Origin of the sequence: Pseudoalteromonas sp. Isolate6, assembly GCF_022398435.1 — a bacterium.
Classification (GTDB): Bacteria; Pseudomonadota; Gammaproteobacteria; order Enterobacterales; family Alteromonadaceae; genus Pseudoalteromonas; species Pseudoalteromonas galatheae.
The window spans coordinates 1-17,596 of the sequence record NZ_JAKEVK010000028.1 but is presented as its reverse complement, the minus strand read 5'-3'; the positions used below and the strand labels follow the sequence as shown (position 1 = coordinate 17,596).

19 protein-coding genes and 1 rRNA gene are annotated in these 17,596 nt (G+C 44.3%); 13 read left to right on the top strand and 7 right to left on the bottom strand.

The window, feature by feature from the left end:
• Nucleotides 1-54 precede the first annotated feature (54 nt).
• The 4 genes from L1D50_RS06365 to L1D50_RS06350 all read left to right on the top strand — a co-directional run bounded on the left by L1D50_RS06365 (nt 55) and on the right by L1D50_RS06350 (nt 3,681).
• Nucleotides 55-672, top strand: a complete 618-nt coding sequence (locus L1D50_RS06365; RefSeq protein ID WP_128727154.1) for a YigZ family protein — start codon at nt 55-57, stop codon at nt 670-672.
• 63 nt (nt 673-735) lie between these two features.
• Nucleotides 736-2,187 carry a TrkH family potassium uptake protein gene (locus L1D50_RS06360; protein WP_128727153.1) on the top strand — a complete coding sequence of 484 codons (1,452 nt, stop codon included), beginning with the start codon at nt 736-738 and terminating at the stop codon, nt 2,185-2,187.
• Nucleotides 2,188-2,334: 147 nt separating this feature from the next.
• Nucleotides 2,335-2,871, top strand: coding sequence for a hypothetical protein (locus tag L1D50_RS06355; RefSeq protein WP_239965713.1), 537 nt, complete (start codon nt 2,335-2,337; stop codon nt 2,869-2,871).
• Between the two features lie 126 nt (nt 2,872-2,997).
• On the top strand, nt 2,998-3,681 hold the full coding sequence (locus L1D50_RS06350) for a flagellar brake protein (RefSeq protein WP_128727152.1): 684 nt from the start codon (nt 2,998-3,000) through the stop codon (nt 3,679-3,681).
• Between the two features lie 13 nt (nt 3,682-3,694).
• Here L1D50_RS06350 and trkA read toward each other — a convergent pair whose 3' ends face one another.
• From trkA to def, 4 genes are read right to left on the bottom strand one after another with little or no spacing between them, the layout of a single operon-like run.
• Complete coding sequence (gene trkA, locus L1D50_RS06345) at nt 3,695-5,071, bottom strand: Trk system potassium transporter TrkA (RefSeq protein WP_010604175.1); 1,377 nt, start codon at nt 5,069-5,071, stop codon at nt 3,695-3,697.
• Between the two features lie 22 nt (nt 5,072-5,093).
• Nucleotides 5,094-6,377, bottom strand: coding sequence for a 16S rRNA (cytosine(967)-C(5))-methyltransferase RsmB (gene rsmB / locus L1D50_RS06340; RefSeq protein WP_138522637.1), 1,284 nt, complete (start codon nt 6,375-6,377; stop codon nt 5,094-5,096).
• Nucleotides 6,374-7,321, bottom strand: a complete 948-nt coding sequence (gene fmt / locus L1D50_RS06335; RefSeq protein WP_239965712.1) for a methionyl-tRNA formyltransferase — start codon at nt 7,319-7,321, stop codon at nt 6,374-6,376. The genes rsmB and fmt overlap by 4 nt, the downstream gene beginning before the upstream one ends.
• Before the next feature lie 33 nt (nt 7,322-7,354).
• Entirely contained in the window at nt 7,355-7,867 is a 513-nt protein-coding gene (gene def, locus L1D50_RS06330; protein WP_128727149.1) for a peptide deformylase, read from the bottom strand.
• A gap of 127 nt (nt 7,868-7,994) precedes the next feature.
• Here def and L1D50_RS06325 point away from each other — a divergent pair, with 127 nt between their 5' ends.
• From L1D50_RS06325 to hemF, 6 genes are all read left to right on the top strand, one after another.
• Nucleotides 7,995-9,134 carry a LysM domain-containing protein gene (locus L1D50_RS06325; protein WP_128727148.1) on the top strand — a complete coding sequence of 380 codons (1,140 nt, stop codon included), beginning with the start codon at nt 7,995-7,997 and terminating at the stop codon, nt 9,132-9,134.
• Nucleotides 9,135-9,181: 47 nt separating this feature from the next.
• Nucleotides 9,182-10,264, top strand: a complete 1,083-nt coding sequence (dprA, locus tag L1D50_RS06320) for a DNA-processing protein DprA (RefSeq protein ID WP_239965711.1) — start codon at nt 9,182-9,184, stop codon at nt 10,262-10,264.
• A gap of 4 nt (nt 10,265-10,268) precedes the next feature.
• Nucleotides 10,269-10,742 (top strand): DUF494 family protein, encoded by a 474-nt coding sequence (locus tag L1D50_RS06315; RefSeq protein WP_010376797.1) that lies wholly within the window; start codon nt 10,269-10,271, stop codon nt 10,740-10,742.
• Nucleotides 10,743-10,940: 198 nt separating this feature from the next.
• Nucleotides 10,941-11,507 (top strand): type I DNA topoisomerase, encoded by a 567-nt coding sequence (locus tag L1D50_RS06310; RefSeq protein WP_239965710.1) that lies wholly within the window; start codon nt 10,941-10,943, stop codon nt 11,505-11,507.
• Complete coding sequence (locus L1D50_RS06305; protein ID WP_128727323.1) at nt 11,504-12,082, top strand: L-threonylcarbamoyladenylate synthase; 579 nt, start codon at nt 11,504-11,506, stop codon at nt 12,080-12,082. Before L1D50_RS06310 ends, L1D50_RS06305 begins: the two co-directional genes overlap by 4 nt.
• Before the next feature lie 8 nt (nt 12,083-12,090).
• Nucleotides 12,091-13,002, top strand: a complete 912-nt coding sequence (gene hemF, locus L1D50_RS06300) for an oxygen-dependent coproporphyrinogen oxidase (protein ID WP_128727145.1) — start codon at nt 12,091-12,093, stop codon at nt 13,000-13,002.
• 48 nt (nt 13,003-13,050) lie between these two features.
• Here hemF and L1D50_RS06295 read toward each other — a convergent pair whose 3' ends face one another.
• Together L1D50_RS06295 and L1D50_RS06290 are read right to left on the bottom strand one after the other, a co-directional pair.
• The gene (locus L1D50_RS06295) at nt 13,051-14,658 is read right to left on the bottom strand and encodes a HAMP domain-containing methyl-accepting chemotaxis protein (protein ID WP_128727144.1); all 1,608 of its coding nucleotides are present in this window, start codon (nt 14,656-14,658) and stop codon (nt 13,051-13,053) included.
• 105 nt (nt 14,659-14,763) lie between these two features.
• Complete coding sequence (locus tag L1D50_RS06290; RefSeq protein ID WP_010379482.1) at nt 14,764-15,213, bottom strand: group II truncated hemoglobin; 450 nt, start codon at nt 15,211-15,213, stop codon at nt 14,764-14,766.
• Nucleotides 15,214-15,242: 29 nt separating this feature from the next.
• Between L1D50_RS06290 and aroE the strand changes: the two genes are divergently transcribed.
• Nucleotides 15,243-16,061 carry a shikimate dehydrogenase gene (aroE, locus tag L1D50_RS06285; protein ID WP_239965709.1) on the top strand — a complete coding sequence of 273 codons (819 nt, stop codon included), beginning with the start codon at nt 15,243-15,245 and terminating at the stop codon, nt 16,059-16,061.
• Complete coding sequence (locus L1D50_RS06280) at nt 16,058-16,291, top strand: DUF1488 family protein (protein ID WP_010604187.1); 234 nt, start codon at nt 16,058-16,060, stop codon at nt 16,289-16,291. Before aroE ends, L1D50_RS06280 begins: the two co-directional genes overlap by 4 nt.
• On the opposite strand, the gene L1D50_RS06275 is transcribed toward L1D50_RS06280, so the two are convergent.
• Nucleotides 16,277-16,807, bottom strand: coding sequence for a gamma carbonic anhydrase family protein (locus L1D50_RS06275; RefSeq protein WP_239965717.1), 531 nt, complete (start codon nt 16,805-16,807; stop codon nt 16,277-16,279). The two genes, L1D50_RS06280 and L1D50_RS06275, sit on opposite strands and share 15 nt — an antisense overlap.
• Nucleotides 16,808-17,358: 551 nt before the next feature.
• On the opposite strand from L1D50_RS06275, the gene L1D50_RS06270 reads away from it, so the two are divergent.
• Nucleotides 17,359-17,596: ribosomal RNA gene (locus L1D50_RS06270) — 16S ribosomal RNA — on the top strand; the annotation flags it as partial.

Genomic DNA, 17,596 nt, shown 5'->3' with positions numbered 1-17,596 from the left:
GCTGAAAACAAGTATATTTGGGGGCCGATTGGCTCCCTTTTAGTTTGGAACATTATGTCTGAATACTTCATTCCGAGTGAGTCTATAAGCCATCACGAGGAAATTAAGAAAAGTACGTTTATCGTACATTTGGCCCATACGCCAACCATCGAAGATGCAAAAGCGTTCATAAAACAGATTAATGATGCGTATCCCGATGCAAGACACAATTGCTGGGCACATATTGCTGGAGCTCCAGGTGGCAGCCATGTATTAGGGTTTTCTGATGATGGTGAGCCTAATGGCACAGCAGGTAAGCCTATGCTAAATGTACTGATGGGATCTGGAATTGGTGAGATCACAGCGGTGACGACGCGTTATTTTGGCGGTATAAAACTTGGCACTGGGGGGTTAGTCAGAGCCTATGGGGGCACGCTTAACAACGCGCTAGCACAGCTAAGTACGACTAAAAAAGTACCGGCTTCTATCATTGTTGGCCAGAGTGATTACCATCTTCAGGGTGTGATAGAGCAGCTATTACAAAGTCAGTTTACAGTGCTAAATTTAGATAAAGAATACGCTGCTAATATTACTTGGCAAATAGCAGTAGATAGTCGTGAAACACAACAAATCATTGATGCTATTTATGAATTAACTAATGGTGTTGTATTATTTAAGGAACTCAAGGAGTAGGCTCTACTTCTTTACATTCACTCATTAACCTCTGGTTAAATAACAAAAAGCGCAGCGTACAAAATGCAATTTCGTACCATAATAAAAATACTCGGGCAGTTAGTCGCTCTATTTAGTATCACTATGGTGCCACCAGCCATTGTATCTTTGATATACAAAGATGGTGGTGGTGTACCTTTTGTTTTAGCTTTCATCTTTAGTGTGCTAATGGGTCTGTTTGCGTACTACCCAAACCGCAAGGAAAACGGTGATCTTAAAGCCAGAGAGGGGTTCTTAATCGTTGTCTTATTCTGGCTGGTACTGGGGTCGTTTGCATCATTGCCGCTCATTTTCCTAGATAAGCCGAATCTATCCCTCGCAGATGCCGTTTTTGAAGCTTTTTCTGGGCTGACAACGACAGGGGCTACGGTATTGACGGGTATAGAACACTTACCCAAAGCGGTATTGTTCTATCGCCAACAGTTGCAGTGGCTCGGTGGTATGGGGATCATCGTCTTGGCTGTAGCCGTTCTCCCAATGCTTGGGGTTGGTGGTATGCAGTTATATCGTGCTGAGACACCAGGTCCCGTTAAAGATTCGAAGATGACACCGCGCATTGCTGATACCGCCAAGCACCTTTGGTATATCTATGTGTCGCTAACGGCGGCTTGTACAGTGGCTTACTGGATAGCGGGAATGAATTGGTTTGATGCTATTTGCCATGCGTTTGCCACGATAGCCATCGGTGGCTTCTCGACTTATGATGCTTCTATGGGCTACTTTGATAATCCACTTATCAATGTTATTTGTGTCGTCTTTTTATTGATTGCTGCCATTAACTTTTCGCTACATTATGCTGCGGTATCGAGCCGTAATATTAAAGCTTATTTGCGAGATCCTGAGTTTAAAGTCTTTCTGTTTATCCAACTAGCGTTGGTGGTAATTTGTTTTGCGGTACTGTCTTCAAACAATGTCTATGAAACGGGTGATGAGACCTTAGATCAAGCGATGTTTCAGGCTGTTTCAATTAGCACTACAGCAGGTTTTGCCACCGATAGCTTCTCAACGTGGCCATTGTTTTTACCTATTCTCTTGATTTTCTCAAGTTTCATTGGTGGCTGTGCTGGCTCTACAGGTGGGGGGATGAAGGTTGTACGCGTATTTTTGCTCTATTTACAGGGGATCCGTGAGCTGAATCGTTTAGTGCACCCGCGTGCTATTTACTCGATAAAGCTGGGTCGGAAGGCACTACCAGACAAAGTAGTCGAAGCGGTATGGGGGTTTTTCTCAGCCTATGCACTAGTATTTGTGATTATTATGATTGCATTACTGGGGACTGGACTTGATAACATTACTGCATTTTCAGCAACTGCGGCTTGCCTAAATAACTTAGGTCCCGGATTAGGAGATGTTGCGGCGCACTATGGCGATATTAGCGATGCTGCAAAGTGGATCCTTACTTTGGCTATGGTCTTTGGTCGTTTAGAAATCTTCACATTGTTAGTGCTATTTACTCCTACCTTCTGGCGTGGTTAACCACGCCAAATCGAGTGGGCTTACGTTGCTGAAAGCCCACGCGCAAAGCCCTCTTCTCTGAGTGTGACGAATTGTCATCTTATTTTTGAACTTCGCAAAGAAAAAGTTAATAAAAATTTCAAAAACTCGGATTTTCGGGGTTTTCAAGTGTCAGTATTTTTACAACGATTTAACTTGGAGGTGACTACCTTGCTTGCCACACGCTTTTCAGATAAAGGGTTTAAAGTGATTAAAGGATTTGCTGCTAGCCATGAGCTGGGCTTTGGCGCGCAGCTTATAGAGCAAAGCGTAATGCAGCTGAACAGCTTGATCGAAGAAGTTGGGTATTTGCGAGTCAATCAACCAACCATAGATAGTGGTGCACAATCCTATGACTTGTTTCATCACATTGGCTGTGAAAGCGGTGCGCGATTTATTGTGAAGGTGATCTCAGAAAATGAGCTATGGCAAAAGCGCCAAATACCGGCAATTGTTGATTGCCTAGAAGCTGAAGGTGCTGGTTGCTTATTTAAACATGATGTCTCGGGTATATTGTTTGTTGCTAAGCGAAACAGCGAACCTATGATGTTGTTTATTGAGGGTGAAGAGCTTGCCATGGCGCAGAGCTCACTTGAAATACAGAGTAGAATGATGACGTTAAGAGACGGTGCAATAATGCTAAGAAGTCATTTTTTAATAAAATGATGATCACTTTTTAGCATTACTGAGAGGCGCAGAGTTGTAATTAACCTTAATTCAGTTTTAAATGGCCTTCCACCAAAACTGCTACAATAAAAAAGTAGTAGAGTGCACTCAGGAAGGGTTGGAGCCATGTTAAAAACTCAGGAGGTTGGGCAAGAAGCTTTGCTCACCGCAATCAGCGCAGGAAGTATTGTTGATTTGGAAATTTGCTTACCGGCAAATAGCAAAAGAATAAAAACAGAATATGTCGGTATGCTCCAAGGGGCGTTTTTAATTCTTAACCATCCCAACCCTAAGCGATTAGGCGCGGCGCTGGACTATGTGATGGAAGGGACGTCGGTTATTGTTCGAGCTTTGCTCGAAAATAGTGATGGCCAAGTCATTGCATTCAAATCGCAAATCAAAGCGGTTTCAGTCCATCCCGCGCGGCTTATTTTTCTTTATCTACCCGAAAAAGTACAAACCTATAAACTCCGTTCGCAAAATAGGATACCAACCTTAATCCCCGCAAAGTTTCACTGCCACGGCAGCAAAGATGTTGGTGTGATAAAAGACATTTCACTTGCTGGGTTACAGTTAGATTTAACGTCTATTGATGCTGAGTATATGGAAGAGGGGCTGAAATGTGAGGTTTTCATTGAAGGCAAAGAAGGGAATCAGATCGCGCTTGAAGGGGATATTCGACGCATAAAAAGTCATGATCAAATCGTCTCTTTAGGTATTCACTTAACTTCAGCTCCAGACATAATCCGTGGTGTATTAAAAGATTACCTAATCGATTTGTCTATTTTTCAAGATCAACAAGAGACTTAGCGAATATGGCGCTTTAAACAAATAAAGCGCTTACTTGGAAGAGTTTTTCCACAACACCGATTTGCTTTTTATCGATCAGGAACATAATCACATGGTCGCCTGAGAGAATAATGGTATCGTCATGTGCGATCAGTACATCTTCATCACGGACAATGGCACCAATGGTCGCGCCTGGTGGTAATTTAATATCTCGAATTGCACGGCCGACAACCTTAGAGGTGTTCTCATCACCATGTGCGACAGCTTCAATGGCTTCTGCTGCCCCTTTACGCAATGAATATACGTTAACGATATCACCACGGCGAACGTGGGTGAGTAGTGCTGAGATAGTCGCTTGTTGTGGTGAGATAGCAATATCAATGTCGCCACCTTGCACAAGGTCAACATAGGCACCACGTTGAATAAGCGCCATGGTCTTTTGTACACCCATGCGCTTTGCAAGCATCGCAGCCATAATGTTGGCTTCGTCGTCGTTCGTCACTGCGATGAACACGTCTACTTGCTCTATATGTTCTTCTGATAACAGCTCTTGGTCTGAGGCATCGCCACAAAAAACCACCGTATTATCGAGCGTTTCAGACAACTGCGTGGCACGAGCTTGATTGCGTTCAATAAGCTTAACGCTATGGTTCTTGTCTAATGAACTGGCGAGTCCCGCACCTATGTTACCGCCACCGGCAATCATAATTTTCTTGTAAGAGCGTTCAAGCTTTTGTAGCTCGTTCATGACCGCTCGAATATGCTTAGTCGCAGCGATAAAGAAAACTTCATCGTCAGCTTCAATTACGGTGGTGCCGAGTGGCTTGATGGCTTTGCCCTGACGATAAATAGCGGCAACGCGGGTATCGACGTTTGGAATATGCTCTTTTAATGCAGAAAGTGCATAGCCAACGAGTAAACCGCCGTAATAAGCTTTAACCGCCACGAGTGACAACATGCCCTCGGCAAATTGCAGCACCTGCAAAGCGCCTGGGTAATCTATTAGCCTGCGAATATATTGCGTTACTAGCTGCTCCGGTGCGATGTAATGGTCGACAGGTAGGTCGTCATTGTGAAACAGCTTTTCTTTGTACTTTAAGTATTGCTCAGAGCGGATCCGCGCAATTTTGGTCGGCGTATTGAAAATACTATAGGCGACCTGACACGCAACCATATTCACTTCATCTGAGCTGGTTACGGCGATTATCATGTCGGCATCTTCGGCACCAGCTTGACGCAAGATCTCAGGGTGAGCACTGTGACCAGTGACTCCCTGTAGATCGTATTTGTCTTGCAGCTCTCTTAAGCGCTCGCCATCGATGTCGACAACGGTAATTTCATTTTCTTCACCGACGAGATTTTCTGCTAGTGTCCCGCCGACTTGGCCGGCGCCTAAGATGATGATTTTCATATTGGTTACGGTCGATTTTCTATTATTGTTTTGTCAACTTTGCGTAGTAAAACCCATCACTTAATCCGGGTAATAGCTGCAAGCCTGGTTGTGTTTGTGTGTCTGCATCATGTAAAGGAACAAGGGCCGCATCAGGAGTCACTGAAAGAAAACGTCTGATCTGTTGCTGGTTCTCTTGTGGCAGTACTGAACAGGTAGCATAAACTAGTGTGCCACCGGGCTTGAGTAATGGCCAGATTTTATCAATAATTTGTGCCTGTAACGTCACCAAGTTATCAATATCTGAAGCTCGTCTCAGCCACTTGATATCAGGGTGTCGTCTAATAACACCTGTTGCAGAGCAAGGAACATCCAACAAGATACGATCATATAGCTCGCCATCCCACCATGCTTCGGGGTCACTTGCATCGCCCTCGAGACATTTGGCCGACAATCCGATCCGTTCAAGGTTTTGCTCCACACGCTGTAAGCGCGCCCCATCAGCATCTACTGCAGTCACTTTAGCGTCTGCTAACTCCAAAATATGGCAAGTCTTACCACCAGGAGCGGCACAAGCATCAAGAATATTTTCACTTGATTGTGGTGCTAATAATCTTGCGGCTTTTTGGGCGGCTGCATCTTGCACTGAGCAAGCACCTGCGGCAAATTGTGGAAGCGCATAAACGTCAATTGGGCTATCAAGCAAGATCCCGTCTGGATACTCATTATGAAGCTGATAGGCTATCCCTTCTTGATCTAACATTGCTGCATAATCGACAGTAGAGAATTGCGATTGGTTTACACGTAGCCACATTGGTGCCTGCTGTTGATTCGCTTCTAAAATAGCTTGCCACTGCGTTGGGTAAGCTGCTTTTAGTTGATTAATAAACCAGCCAGGGTGGTTGTATAAGCAAGCTGGGATCTCGGTAGCACTGGTTTCTAGCTCGACTTGATGGCGCTGGAAGTTACGTAAAATCGCATTAACCAAGCCTTTCATGCCGGGCGCTCTAAGAGGCGTCAATGCGTTTACGGTCTCGGCAACCGCGGCGTGAGCAGGGACACGCATATGCTGAAGTTGGTAAATACCCACATACAACAAAAACTGGAAAACACGTCGCTTACCTTTTAAGGGCTGATCTAGCAGTTGTTGGCAGTAATGCTCTAAAGACGGTAAATATCTCAATACGCCATAGCAAATCTGCTGTAGCAAAGCTCTGTCTTTACCGTCTAACTGGCTGGTGGCAAGTGGTAATTGAGCACTTAACGACGCGCCTTTATCGACGACTTGAAATAGGGTTTGGGCAGCGAGTGCGCGAACATTACTCACGCTTCACCAACCTTAGCGCCAATTGCTACCCAGTCGGCTCGACCATTTAAAAAGTCTTGTGCAGACATCGGCTTTTTCCCTTGAGGCTGCAGAGTGTGGATCTCTAATGCCTGTGTGCCACAGGCAATAACGATACCGTGCTTATCTGCGCGAAGTACGTGTCCTGCATCACCTTGTTCGTCCACTACCTTGGCTTGCCAAATCTTGACGCTGTTACCCGCCATATTGGTAAAGCAAACCGGCCATGAATTAAATGCACGGATGTTACGTTCAATTTGCGCAGCCTCCATTTGCCAGTCAATATTGGCTTCTTCTTTGCTCAACTTCTTAGCATAATTCGCTAGCGTATCGTCTTGCTTTTCTGGTGTGATCTCACCAGCAGACAAGCGTGCTAGTGTCTCGATAAGCGCATCGGGGCCGAGCAGCGCAAGTTTGTTGTATAAATCCGCACTCGTATCTGTTGCGGTTATAGGGCAGCGAGCAATATGTAACATATCGCCAGTATCTAGACCTTCGTCCATTTGCATTATCGTCACACCGGTTTCACTGTCTCCAGCCCAAACGGCGCGTTGGATTGGAGCGGCTCCTCGCCATCTTGGTAAGATCGAACCATGTACATTTAGACAACCTAGCCGAGGCGTATCTAAAATGGCTTTCGGAAGAAGTACACCATAAGCAACAACAATCATGACATCGGCTTCAAGCGCTGCAAGCTCTGCTTGTGCTTCTGGTGTTTTGAGAGATTGTGGCTGCAATACAGGAAGATCATGCTCTTGTGCTAGTACTTTTACTTCACATGCTTTAAGTTTTTTCCCGCGTCCTGCAGGGCGGTCTGGCGGGCAGTATACTGCCACGACGTCATGTTGTGATTGTATAAGAGCGTCAAGGTGGCGCGCTGCAAAATCAGGCGTGCCTGCGAAAACGATACGCAAAGGATTACTCACGAAATATCCTAAAGTCGGTTAGTTAGACATTGGTTAAGCTTGCTTTGCAGCGAGCTTAGCTTCTTTTTCAAGCTTCTTACGAATACGATTACGCTTTAGTGGCGATAGATAATCGATAAATAGCTTGCCAACTAAGTGGTCTAGTTCGTGTTGAATACAAACGGCAAGTAGACCATCAGCATCTAACTCATATGTTTCACCATGTTCGTTTGTTGCCTTCACTGTGACTGTTTCAGCGCGATCAACTTTTGCATATGAATATGGTACAGATAAGCAGCCCTCTTCGCTCACCGTAGAACCATCACGCTTAGTTATTTCTGGGTTGATTAAGACGCGCGGTTCGTTGCGCTCTTCAGAAACGTCAATAACAACAATGCGCTGATGAATATCAACTTGCGTAGCCGCAAGACCGATACCATTTTCATCATACATAGTTTCCAGCATGTCCTTAACTATTTGACGTACTTCGTCATTAATCTCTGCTACAGGCTGTGCAACAGTGCGTAAACGCTCATCTGGAAACTTTAAAACTTCTAATATGGCCATGATTACCCTAAATCAATTTATCGTGTAAGCTGTTGTAAGCTAGTGTATGGTCTTATTTTAGCCATTCAAGTTCCCCTTTAACAGGTTTTGGTGGATAATAACCAAAAATAACCACAAGGAAGCCATCATGAAATATTCGATTGCTGCATTAATACTCGCTAGCTGCTCTGTTTTCTCTGTGAAAGCGGACACTTTGGCTGTAAAAGCAGATGCACCCCAGCGCTATGTGGTGAAAAAAGGCGATACCTTGTGGGATATTTCAAAAATGTACTTACGTTCTCCATGGAAGTGGAAGCAGTTGTGGCAGTGGAATCCGAACATACAAAACCCAGATCTGATTTATCCTGGGGACAGTCTTAAGTTACTTTACGATGAAAATGGTAATCCAATATTGGTGCTGGATAAAGGGGTGAAGAAGCTTTCACCACATACACGTATTGTTAACCAAAAAGCGGCTGCCATTCCGACCTTGCCGCTACCCATCATGGAACCTTTTTTGCGGTTCGAGCAAGCACTTTCTGAATCTAAGTTTTCTGAGAGCCCAATTGTGCTGGGGGCTAATCGTAATATTAAAAATGCGACTCCAGGTCACCTTCTTTATATCAAAGGTGATTTAGTTAAAGGCGGGCACTATGCTATTTATCGTCGTGGTGAAACCTATCGTACCTTAGACAGTCAACAACAGCTTGGCTTGGAAGCCGTGTTAGTTGGATCAGGCCATGTGGTCGAGCAAGGTGATCTAGCAGCAGGACGTCCGGCAAAGCTACAGTTAGAAGTTGCCAAACAAGAAGTTAGAGCTGGTGATATTGTCCTTCCCATCTCCACGGGACAAAGCTATCCAGCACAGTTTTCAATAACACGGCCAAAGCAGCAAACTTCGGGACGTATTATTGCTAGCGATAATAAACTCAGAGAGTTTAGTACCATGAGTGTTGTAGTGCTTGATGTAGGCAGTAAAGCTCAGTTAAAAGAGGGGCATGTCCTTGATATTATAAGGCAGTCGCCTACAGTTATAGAAAGCCAACACGGTCCGCGCTATATTGAAGATGCATCTCGACTCGACAAGATGATCACCGAAATGGGGTCTTGGTTTGGTGAGGAAAACGACGACGATAGTGTGGTATGGCATATGCCAAAGGAAAAAGTCGGTGAAGTAATGGTCTTTAAAGTATACGGAGACTTGAGCTATGCAATGGTTGTCGAAACTTCAGAGCCGATCCGCGTTGGTGATTATGTACAAGCATTCAAGGAAACCGCCAGTAACTAGGTGGTAGTATATCTCCTTGAGTGAGTCAGTGAACTCAAGGAGAGAGTATGAAACAAACTGAACAAGCTCAAGCTCTTGCATTAACCCTATGCCAGGGGCTGGGTATCAACACTATCACCGCATTACTTAATCAAGTCCCCCTTGCGCAATTATTCGCATTAAGTCAGGTTGAGCTTTGTAAGCTTGGGTTACAAGAAAATGTTGCAGCCAACTTAGCGTGTACAGATTGGTCTCGTATCGAGCACATATTGACTTACTGTCAACGTCAGCAAATTCATGTTGTATCTTTGTTTTCTCCCGAATACCCTGAGCAATTAAAAGAGATCTGTAACCCTCCATTAGTGCTATTTTGCAGAGGGAATATTGCGTTATTAAAGCAACCACAAATTGCAGTTGTCGGTAGTCGTAGTTCAACGAGAACCGGCCTTGGGCTTGCACATGAATTTGCACAGGGCCTAAGTCGCTCGGGACTGGTAGTGACGTCGGGTATGGCAAGAGGAGTTGATGGTGCAGCGCACCAAGGTGCACTTGATAACCAAGGAGCAACTATTGCTGTGCTAGGGACTGGTGTTGATGTTGTTTACCCCAAACGCCATCAACGACTTTATGAAGACATCGTACAGCATGGCTTGGTAGTCAGTGAGTTCTTACCAAACACTCAAGCAAATAGTAATCACTTTCCACGGCGTAATCGCATAATCTCGGGTTTATCTTTGGGTGTTTTGTTGGTTGAAGCCGAAATAAAAAGTGGCTCGCTGATCACCGCACGCTATGCACTGGAGCAAAACAAAGAAGTGTTTGCGATCCCAGGCTCAATTAAAAATCGATTAAGTAGCGGTTGTCATTACCTGATTAAGCAAGGGGCAAAACTCACCGAAAATATTGAGGATATTTTGGAAGAAGTGAGCTTTTTTTGTGAAAACAGTCTATATAGTATAGAAATAGGGGAGCAAAAAGAGGAGCAATGTCCTGTATTAGAAAACCTTGGCTTTGAGGTGACGACTGTAGACACTTTAACGCAAAGGACCCAGTGGCCAGTAGAGCAGGTGATTGCCAGACTATTGGACCTAGAACTCGAAGATAAAGTAGAGCGTGTACTCGACGGCTACATAAAACTCGCGAGGGGTTAAGAAGATGTTTGATATTCTAATGTATTTATTTGAGAACTATATTCACAGTGAGGCAGAAATCTTTGTCGAACAAAACGAACTCACCGATGAACTCCTTCGCGCCGGCTTTAATCAAGGCGAAATATACAAAGCGCTTGATTGGCTTGAGCAACTTGCAGATTTACAACACAGTGACGAAAACCCCTATTTAAATGCTAAACCGGACCATGCAACGCGGATTTACACCGATAGCGAATGCAATATGCTAGATGTTGAGAGCCGTGGTTTTTTAATGTTTGTGGAACAAGTCGGAGTGATTGACAGTACCACCAGAGAAATGGTGATGGATCGCTTATTCGCCTTGGATAAAACCTATATTAGCCTAGATGATTTAAAGTGGGTGATACTAATGGTGCTATTTAATGTACCGGGTAAAGAGCATGCTTATGCGCAGATGGAAGATCTGATTTTTACCGAGCCTGCATCTGTAGTTCATTAGCTCTGCTCTAGCATGACAAGTTTCCTTCGGTAAGTTGAGGTTCTGACCTCAGCTTACCGCCTTTCAAATAATGTTCCTGCTTAGTTGAAAACACTGATATCAAATACTTGCAAGGGGGAATTTCCATCATTTCCTTGACCCTAAAAACGAGGCTATTATATTAGGCGCATACTTGCACAAGGGGGCGGTGGTAAAGCGATGAGTAAAATAGACCATGCATTATTTAATGCAGACAAACATGCATTAGAAAAAGAGTATGAAGTATGCCCAGAATGCGGCTCTGAGCTGGTAATCAAAAACAGTAAAAATGGTCCATTTATTGGCTGCGCTAGCTACCCTACTTGTGCTTATATTCGCCCACTCGCACATCATGATAGTCATGTAATTAAAGTACTAGAAGATGTGGCTTGTCCTGAATGTGGCAAAGATCTAGTGATAAAAAATGGCCGCTATGGCATGTTTATTGGCTGTACTGGGTATCCTGATTGCCACTATATTGGTCATGAAGATGCACCACCCTCGGTGGCCTTACCCGCGTGTCCAAAATGTCAAAAAGGTAATCTAATTCAGCGTAAAAATAAGTATGGTAAACACTTTTATAGTTGTGACACGTATCCAAGTTGTAAGTATACCTTGAACGCCACGCCTGTAGAGCAGGCTTGCCCTGAGTGTCATTGGCCCGTGCTAGTGGAGAAAACCCGAGCGGGTAAAGCTGTGCTACAATGCCCGCAGAAATCATGTCAAAAGATAGTGGAAATACCGTGAGTAATGACAATAAAGCGGATGCCGTGGCAATAGAAACGCCCGAGTCAGCACTTCAAGCCGGCGAAGTGATCTGTTATCCGACGGAAGCCATTTATGGTTTAGGTTGTGATCCTGATAACCAAGATGCGGTCACTAAGTTACTAACAATCAAATCTCGACCCATAGAAAAAGGGTTAATCTTAATCGCCGACAATTATGGTCAATGTTTACCCTACGTGGATGACAATATAATCCCGATGGATAAGCGCGCTGATATTTTTTCGTCATGGCCAGGAGCCATTACTTGGTTATTGCCGGCGAAAGCCAGTACGCCGCATTGGTTAACAGGGGGGCACGACACTATCGCTATTCGTGTTACTAGCCACCCAATTGTAAAGCAGTTGTGTCAACGCTTTGGTAAGCCGATTGTATCTACCAGTGCCAATGTAACAGGTCAAACTCCGGTTGTTTCGTTGTTGGAAGCGCGTCGCCAGTTCGGCTCACAAGTCGGCTATTATGTTGAAGGTGAGTTAGGCGGTAATACGACCCCAAGCGTCATTAAAAATGCAATGACTGGCCAAGTGATCCGAGGATAAAAAGTACCATGAGTAAAATAAACCTAGATACCGTAAAAGCTTTTTTATTACAACTACAAGATAATATCTGCCAAGGCTTAGAGGCTGCCGATGGTAACGCTCAGTTTGTTGAGGATGCTTGGGAACGTGCTGAAGGTGGCGGCGGTCGCACTCGCGTGATCCGTAATGGCGATGTTATTGAGCAAGGCGGGGTAAACTATTCACATGTTTTTGGCGCTTCTATGCCAGCCTCAGCGACGGCGCACCGTCCAGAGTTAGCAGGAAGAAGTTTCCATGCCTGTGGCGTGTCTTTAGTGATCCACCCGAAGAATCCCAATATTCCAACTAGCCACGCCAATGTGCGTTTTTTCATCGCTGAGAAAGAAGGTGAAGAGCCGATTTGGTGGTTTGGTGGTGGTTTTGATTTAACCCCATTTTATCCAGTTCTTGAGGATGTGAAGCACTGGCACCAAGTTGCAAAGGATTTGTGCGCACCATTTGGTGACGCAGTATACGGTGACTACAAAAAGTGGTGTGATGAATATTTCTATTTAAAGCACCGAGATGAGACTCGGGGTGTGGGTGGGTTATTCTTTGATGACTTAAACCAATGGGGCTTTGAGAAGAGCTTTGCGTTTATGCAAGCTGTAGGCAATGGCTTCCTTGATGCTTATCTGCCTATTATTGAAAAACGCAAAGATACGCCGTATAGCGAACAGGAGCGTCAATTCCAGCTATATCGCCGAGGCCGTTACGTTGAATTTAATCTGGTCTGGGATAGAGGTACGTTGTTTGGTCTACAAACGGGTGGACGTACCGAGTCTATTTTAATGTCGATGCCACCATTGGCACGCTGGGAGTATGACTTCCAGCCCGAACCGGGGTCGAAAGAAGCTGAGCTGTATAATTATCTTACCCCAAAGAATTGGCTGGCGATGTAATAGAGTTAAAAAGGAGCCTCGGCTCCTTTTTTGCTTTTAGCGGTTCACTTAGTTTAATTTAAATCCGCGTACTTGCTCATCTAAATCGCGTGCAAGGGTGAGCAACTCTTCACTGATCTGTTTAGAGCCATGGGCATCAACTAACGAGCGCTCAGCATTATCGCTAATCGCCACTACGCTACGATTGATTTCTTCAGCGGCCAAGTTTTGTTGCTCAGTGGCATCGGCAATTTGCAGGTTTAAAGCATTAATTTCGTGCATCTGCGTCGAGATGTCTTTAAGCGCTTGGGCTACTTTCTTGACCTGCTGTGCACGATCATCTGCTTCTTCGCAAGAAGCACTCATTGCTGCCACGGTTTGCTGTGCCTCGGACTGTAGCTTATCGATAGTACGTTTGATTTCATCGGTTGAGTCGTGGGTACGTGTAGCAAGTGTTCTGACTTCGTCGGCAACAACTGCAAACCCTCTACCTGCTTCCCCTGCGCGTGCGGCTTCTATTGCTGCATTAAGCGCTAAGAGATTGGTTTGCTCCGCGATACTACTGATCACTTCGAGTACTTTACCTACTTCAAGAGTTTGTGCTTGAAGCTGAGAAACTTGTTCTGCAGCCTGCCTTACATCTTGTGCTAATTGGTTGATACTTTGCTCAGTATGATTAGCAACAGCCATGCTTTCCTCTGCGAGGTGATTGCTGCTGTCCGACTTTTCTGATGCAAAGTGGGTGGTATTTTTTACTTCACTTGAAGAGCTTTCAAGCTCATTAATTGCGGCTGCAACAGAGTCCGTCCCTTGTTTTTGCTCTTGAATGGCCAGCTCGGTAGTTTCCGCTGAAGCATATATAGATTCTGCTGAGTGAATAAGTATTTTCGAAGAGTTGGATAACTGCGCAATATTGTCTTTAAAGCTATCCATCATTTTATTGAAGTTAATCGCCAAGCGTCCAAGCTCGTCATCGACTTGGTCGTCTATTCGTAATGATAGGTCCTTATTCGTCGTTGCGAGACGCATGGTTCGGCCTAGTGTTTTTAGTCGTACAATAAATAGTTTCCTAAAAAGTACGCCTAAAATCACAAATGTGGTTATAAAAATGGCGGAGAGGAGTGCTGTACTAAACCAAGTATTGTTGTGTACAGTATTATCAATGCCAGCAAGAGAGTAGCTGATCCGCACAACACCGAGCACATCTCCTTCCTGTGCCTGATGACAACCCAAGCAGTTGGTTCCTTTATAGTCCTCCTTGGCTATCATTGGCTTTAAGTAAGTCATGATACGACTACCATCGCGCTGTTCTATAACTAAGGTTTCTTTCCCATTCAATGCATCAAACTCAGCTTCAGAGTTAGGTGCTTGATTTGCATTACCAGGACCGTAAAGCTTATTAACTTGCTCGGAGCGGATAATGTGAGCATCTTCGATATTAGGGTGATTACGAATTTTGTCACTCAAAATTTCACGGTTTGCCATGGTGCCTGTCAGCATCATAGTATTGATAGAGTCAAAGTAATTATCTGCTAGTAACCTAATGTTACTTTCAACTGTTTCTTCAGCAAGAGTCTTTTGTTGACTGCTACTACTGAGGATACTGGCAATCAAAACGAGGACACCCGTCACTGCCAGTAACGCATAAATTTTATGTTGAATAGATTTCACACGCATCGCACCTGTTCATAATTAGAACAGTAATTATGCATCTCTACTCAAGAACGGGGTTTGACCTAGCGCAAAATAGCCGTGTAATTTTAATCAACTAATACTTTAGTTTTATTCTTGATTAATCATATGTGTCGCAAGTTGAGCGAGGGACTGCCTTAATCCTTCTCTTAATAATGGATTTCCTACCTCTAAGTCTAATGCTTTATTCATACAGTGCATCCATTGATCCCGTAAATCTTGGTCGATAGGAAAGGGCATATGGCGCATTCTTAAACGTGGGTGGCCATATTTCTCTGCAAAAAGATCTGGGCCACCTAACCAACCAGAAAGAAATTCAAAAAATACCTGTCTGATCCTGTCTAATGGTTGTGGATGCATATCGTAAAGCGGCTTTGCATAGGGATCAGTTGCCATAATATCGTAAAAGCGGTTGGCAAGATCGCGGGCGCCTTGTTCTCCACCAATGATTTCATAAGGTGTTTTTTCTGGAGTGGGGGCACTATTTGTTTGTTCTACGGTTGCATCTTTATTAAAGATACGTTTAATTAACTGCTTCATAATGACTCTTTCAAGGCGCTCTTATAACGATGGACAAATACGCGGTATTCGGTAATCCGATAAAACATTCTAAATCGCCAGCAATCCATGCGCAATTCGCACAGCAATGCCAGCAGCAATTAGAATACGAGGCTATTTTGGCACCAGAAGATGCCTTTATTCAAACTGCATCGACATTTTTTGCCCAAGGTGGTTGTGGTGCGAATGTGACTTTACCTTTTAAAGAGCAGGCATTTGCCTTTGCAGATACCCTCACCGAACGAGCTAGGCTCGCTGGTGCCGTCAATACCCTAATCAAACAGCAAGATGGCAGTATTACAGGCGACAATACTGATGGTGCAGGTCTTGTACGAGATCTCGTGAAACACCAAACTAAACTTGAGGGGGCTACCGTACTATTGATTGGTGCCGGTGGTGCAGCCAAAGGCTGTATCTATCCGCTCCTTCAGGCCGGAGCAAAACGGATCGTCGTGACCAACCGTACTGAGTCAAAGGCATTGCAACTAGCAAAGCAATTTGCCTCGTATGGAGAGGTTACAGGGTGTGGCTTAAACAATACCCCCGACATCGGTTTCGATATTGTGATTAACTCCACCTCATCGAGCATCACAGGGCAAGTACCAGACGTTAGCCCTACTGTTATTACATCCTGCTTAGTTGCCTACGATATGTTCTACAGCGACCAGCAAACAAGTTTCTTAGACTGGGTGGCGCAACACAATCAACAAACGCAATTGATAGATGGCATAGGTATGTTAGTTGAGCAGGCCGCAGAAGCGTTTTACCAATGGCGAGGGATGAGGCCTGATACGTCCGAAACATTTAGGCTTATTAGAGGGGAAATATGAACCAAGCAATACTGTTTAATGATGACATCAGTTATCAGCAGGGAGAATTAACGTTTACGGCGATGGCCAGTGGTCAGCTGATCCGCTGTAAAATTGCAACTAAGCTTGAGCAGGAAGCTGCAATAGCACACTTTGCTCAGCACCAATTCGATTATGAAATGCAGGCTGAGCAATTAATAGAGGATGAAGCGTTTAATGAGGCGGGAGAGATAAGCTTAGCTTTCCTCTAAATATTCATCTTTGAGTTCCACGTAATTTTGAGCAGATACTTTTAAAAATTGTAGTTCTTGTTCGGTGAGGGGTCTGGCTTGTTTTACCGGACTACCGACATATAAAAAACCGGACTCAAGATTTTTATTAGGCGGGACAAGTGCACCACCTCCAATGATAACGTCATCTCCTACGGTGACGTTATCCATAATAATTGCACCCATACCCACAAGAATACGATTACCAAGTTTGCAACCATGCAACATGACTTTATGACCAACAGTTACATCATCACCAATAATAAGCGGGTAACCGTCAGGTACTGAAGCGCTCTTTCTTGTTAAATGCAGTACGCTGCCGTCTTGAACATTAGTTCGTTTACCTATCTTGATGTAGTTCACATCGCCTCTGGCTGCAACCAATGGCCAAACACTGCTGTCTTCGCCAACTTCTATATCACCGACCAAAACGGATGATTCATCAATATAAACGCCTTGTGCCAAGCGCGGGAATTTACCTTTATAACTTCTAAGCATGTCTAGATTACTCATCTCTCGTGTCTTGTGTCACTAGTGTAGAGTGTTGAATTGTAAAACTCTAGTACGAAAAAACTGCAAATAGATAAGTGAAAGTGTCAAAAATAAGCGTTTCGCTCTATTTTTGCTCGAACAAACGTTTTTTCGCAACTTTCTTTAAAAAAAGGGTTGCACTAAAATCGGATCGCCCTATAATGCGACCTCACTGACACGGGGCGCTACGCTGAAAAGCAAAGCAGCAGCGAGTTAGCGTCAAGTAAAACTTAAGTTCGAAACTTCTGCTAAAGAAATTAAAAATTAAGTGTTGACAAAAAATTGGGAATGCTTAGAATGCACACCCCTCGAAACAACGAAGTGTTTCGAAATGTTCTTTAAAAATATGAAGCAATCATCTGTGTGGGCACTCGTACAGGTTGAGTTCTAACAGCAGATTCTAGTTCGCTAGATGACGCAAACAAATTTAGAGTCTCAATTTCTTATGAGTGACTATATAGTCAATTTATACAGAATTCATTGAGCAAGTTTGAAGTTTACTTCAAACAAAAAACTTTTAATTGAAGAGTTTGATCATGGCTCAGATTGAACGCTGGCGGCAGGCCTAACACATGCAAGTCGAGCGGTAACATTTCTAGCTTGCTAGAAGATGACGAGCGGCGGACGGGTGAGTAATGCTTGGGAACATGCCTTGAGGTGGGGGACAACCATTGGAAACGATGGCTAATACCGCATAATGTCTACGGACCAAAGGGGGCTTCGGCTCTCGCCTTTAGATTGGCCCAAGTGGGATTA

What these genes read in the sequence shown, in the direction of transcription:
- L1D50_RS06350 (WP_128727152.1), top strand. Translation starts at nt 2,998, where the DNA reads ATGTTAAAAACTCAGGAGGTTGGGCAAGAAGCTTTGCTCACCGCAATC.
- aroE (WP_239965709.1), top strand. Translation starts at nt 15,243, where the DNA reads ATGGACAAATACGCGGTATTCGGTAATCCGATAAAACATTCTAAATCG.
- def (WP_128727149.1), bottom strand. Translation starts at nt 7,867, where the DNA reads ATGGCCATATTAGAAGTTTTAAAGTTTCCAGATGAGCGTTTACGCACT.
- L1D50_RS06365 (WP_128727154.1), top strand. Translation starts at nt 55, where the DNA reads ATGTCTGAATACTTCATTCCGAGTGAGTCTATAAGCCATCACGAGGAA.
- L1D50_RS06360 (WP_128727153.1), top strand. Translation starts at nt 736, where the DNA reads ATGCAATTTCGTACCATAATAAAAATACTCGGGCAGTTAGTCGCTCTA.
- L1D50_RS06310 (WP_239965710.1), top strand. Translation starts at nt 10,941, where the DNA reads ATGAGTAAAATAGACCATGCATTATTTAATGCAGACAAACATGCATTA.
- L1D50_RS06275 (WP_239965717.1), bottom strand. Translation starts at nt 16,807, where the DNA reads ATGCTTAGAAGTTATAAAGGTAAATTCCCGCGCTTGGCACAAGGCGTT.
- dprA (WP_239965711.1), top strand. Translation starts at nt 9,182, where the DNA reads ATGAAACAAACTGAACAAGCTCAAGCTCTTGCATTAACCCTATGCCAG.
- hemF (WP_128727145.1), top strand. Translation starts at nt 12,091, where the DNA reads ATGAGTAAAATAAACCTAGATACCGTAAAAGCTTTTTTATTACAACTA.
- L1D50_RS06295 (WP_128727144.1), bottom strand. Translation starts at nt 14,658, where the DNA reads ATGCGTGTGAAATCTATTCAACATAAAATTTATGCGTTACTGGCAGTG.
- L1D50_RS06290 (WP_010379482.1), bottom strand. Translation starts at nt 15,213, where the DNA reads ATGAAGCAGTTAATTAAACGTATCTTTAATAAAGATGCAACCGTAGAA.
- L1D50_RS06315 (WP_010376797.1), top strand. Translation starts at nt 10,269, where the DNA reads ATGTTTGATATTCTAATGTATTTATTTGAGAACTATATTCACAGTGAG.
- L1D50_RS06325 (WP_128727148.1), top strand. Translation starts at nt 7,995, where the DNA reads ATGAAATATTCGATTGCTGCATTAATACTCGCTAGCTGCTCTGTTTTC.
- trkA (WP_010604175.1), bottom strand. Translation starts at nt 5,071, where the DNA reads ATGAAAATCATCATCTTAGGCGCCGGCCAAGTCGGCGGGACACTAGCA.
- L1D50_RS06280 (WP_010604187.1), top strand. Translation starts at nt 16,058, where the DNA reads ATGAACCAAGCAATACTGTTTAATGATGACATCAGTTATCAGCAGGGA.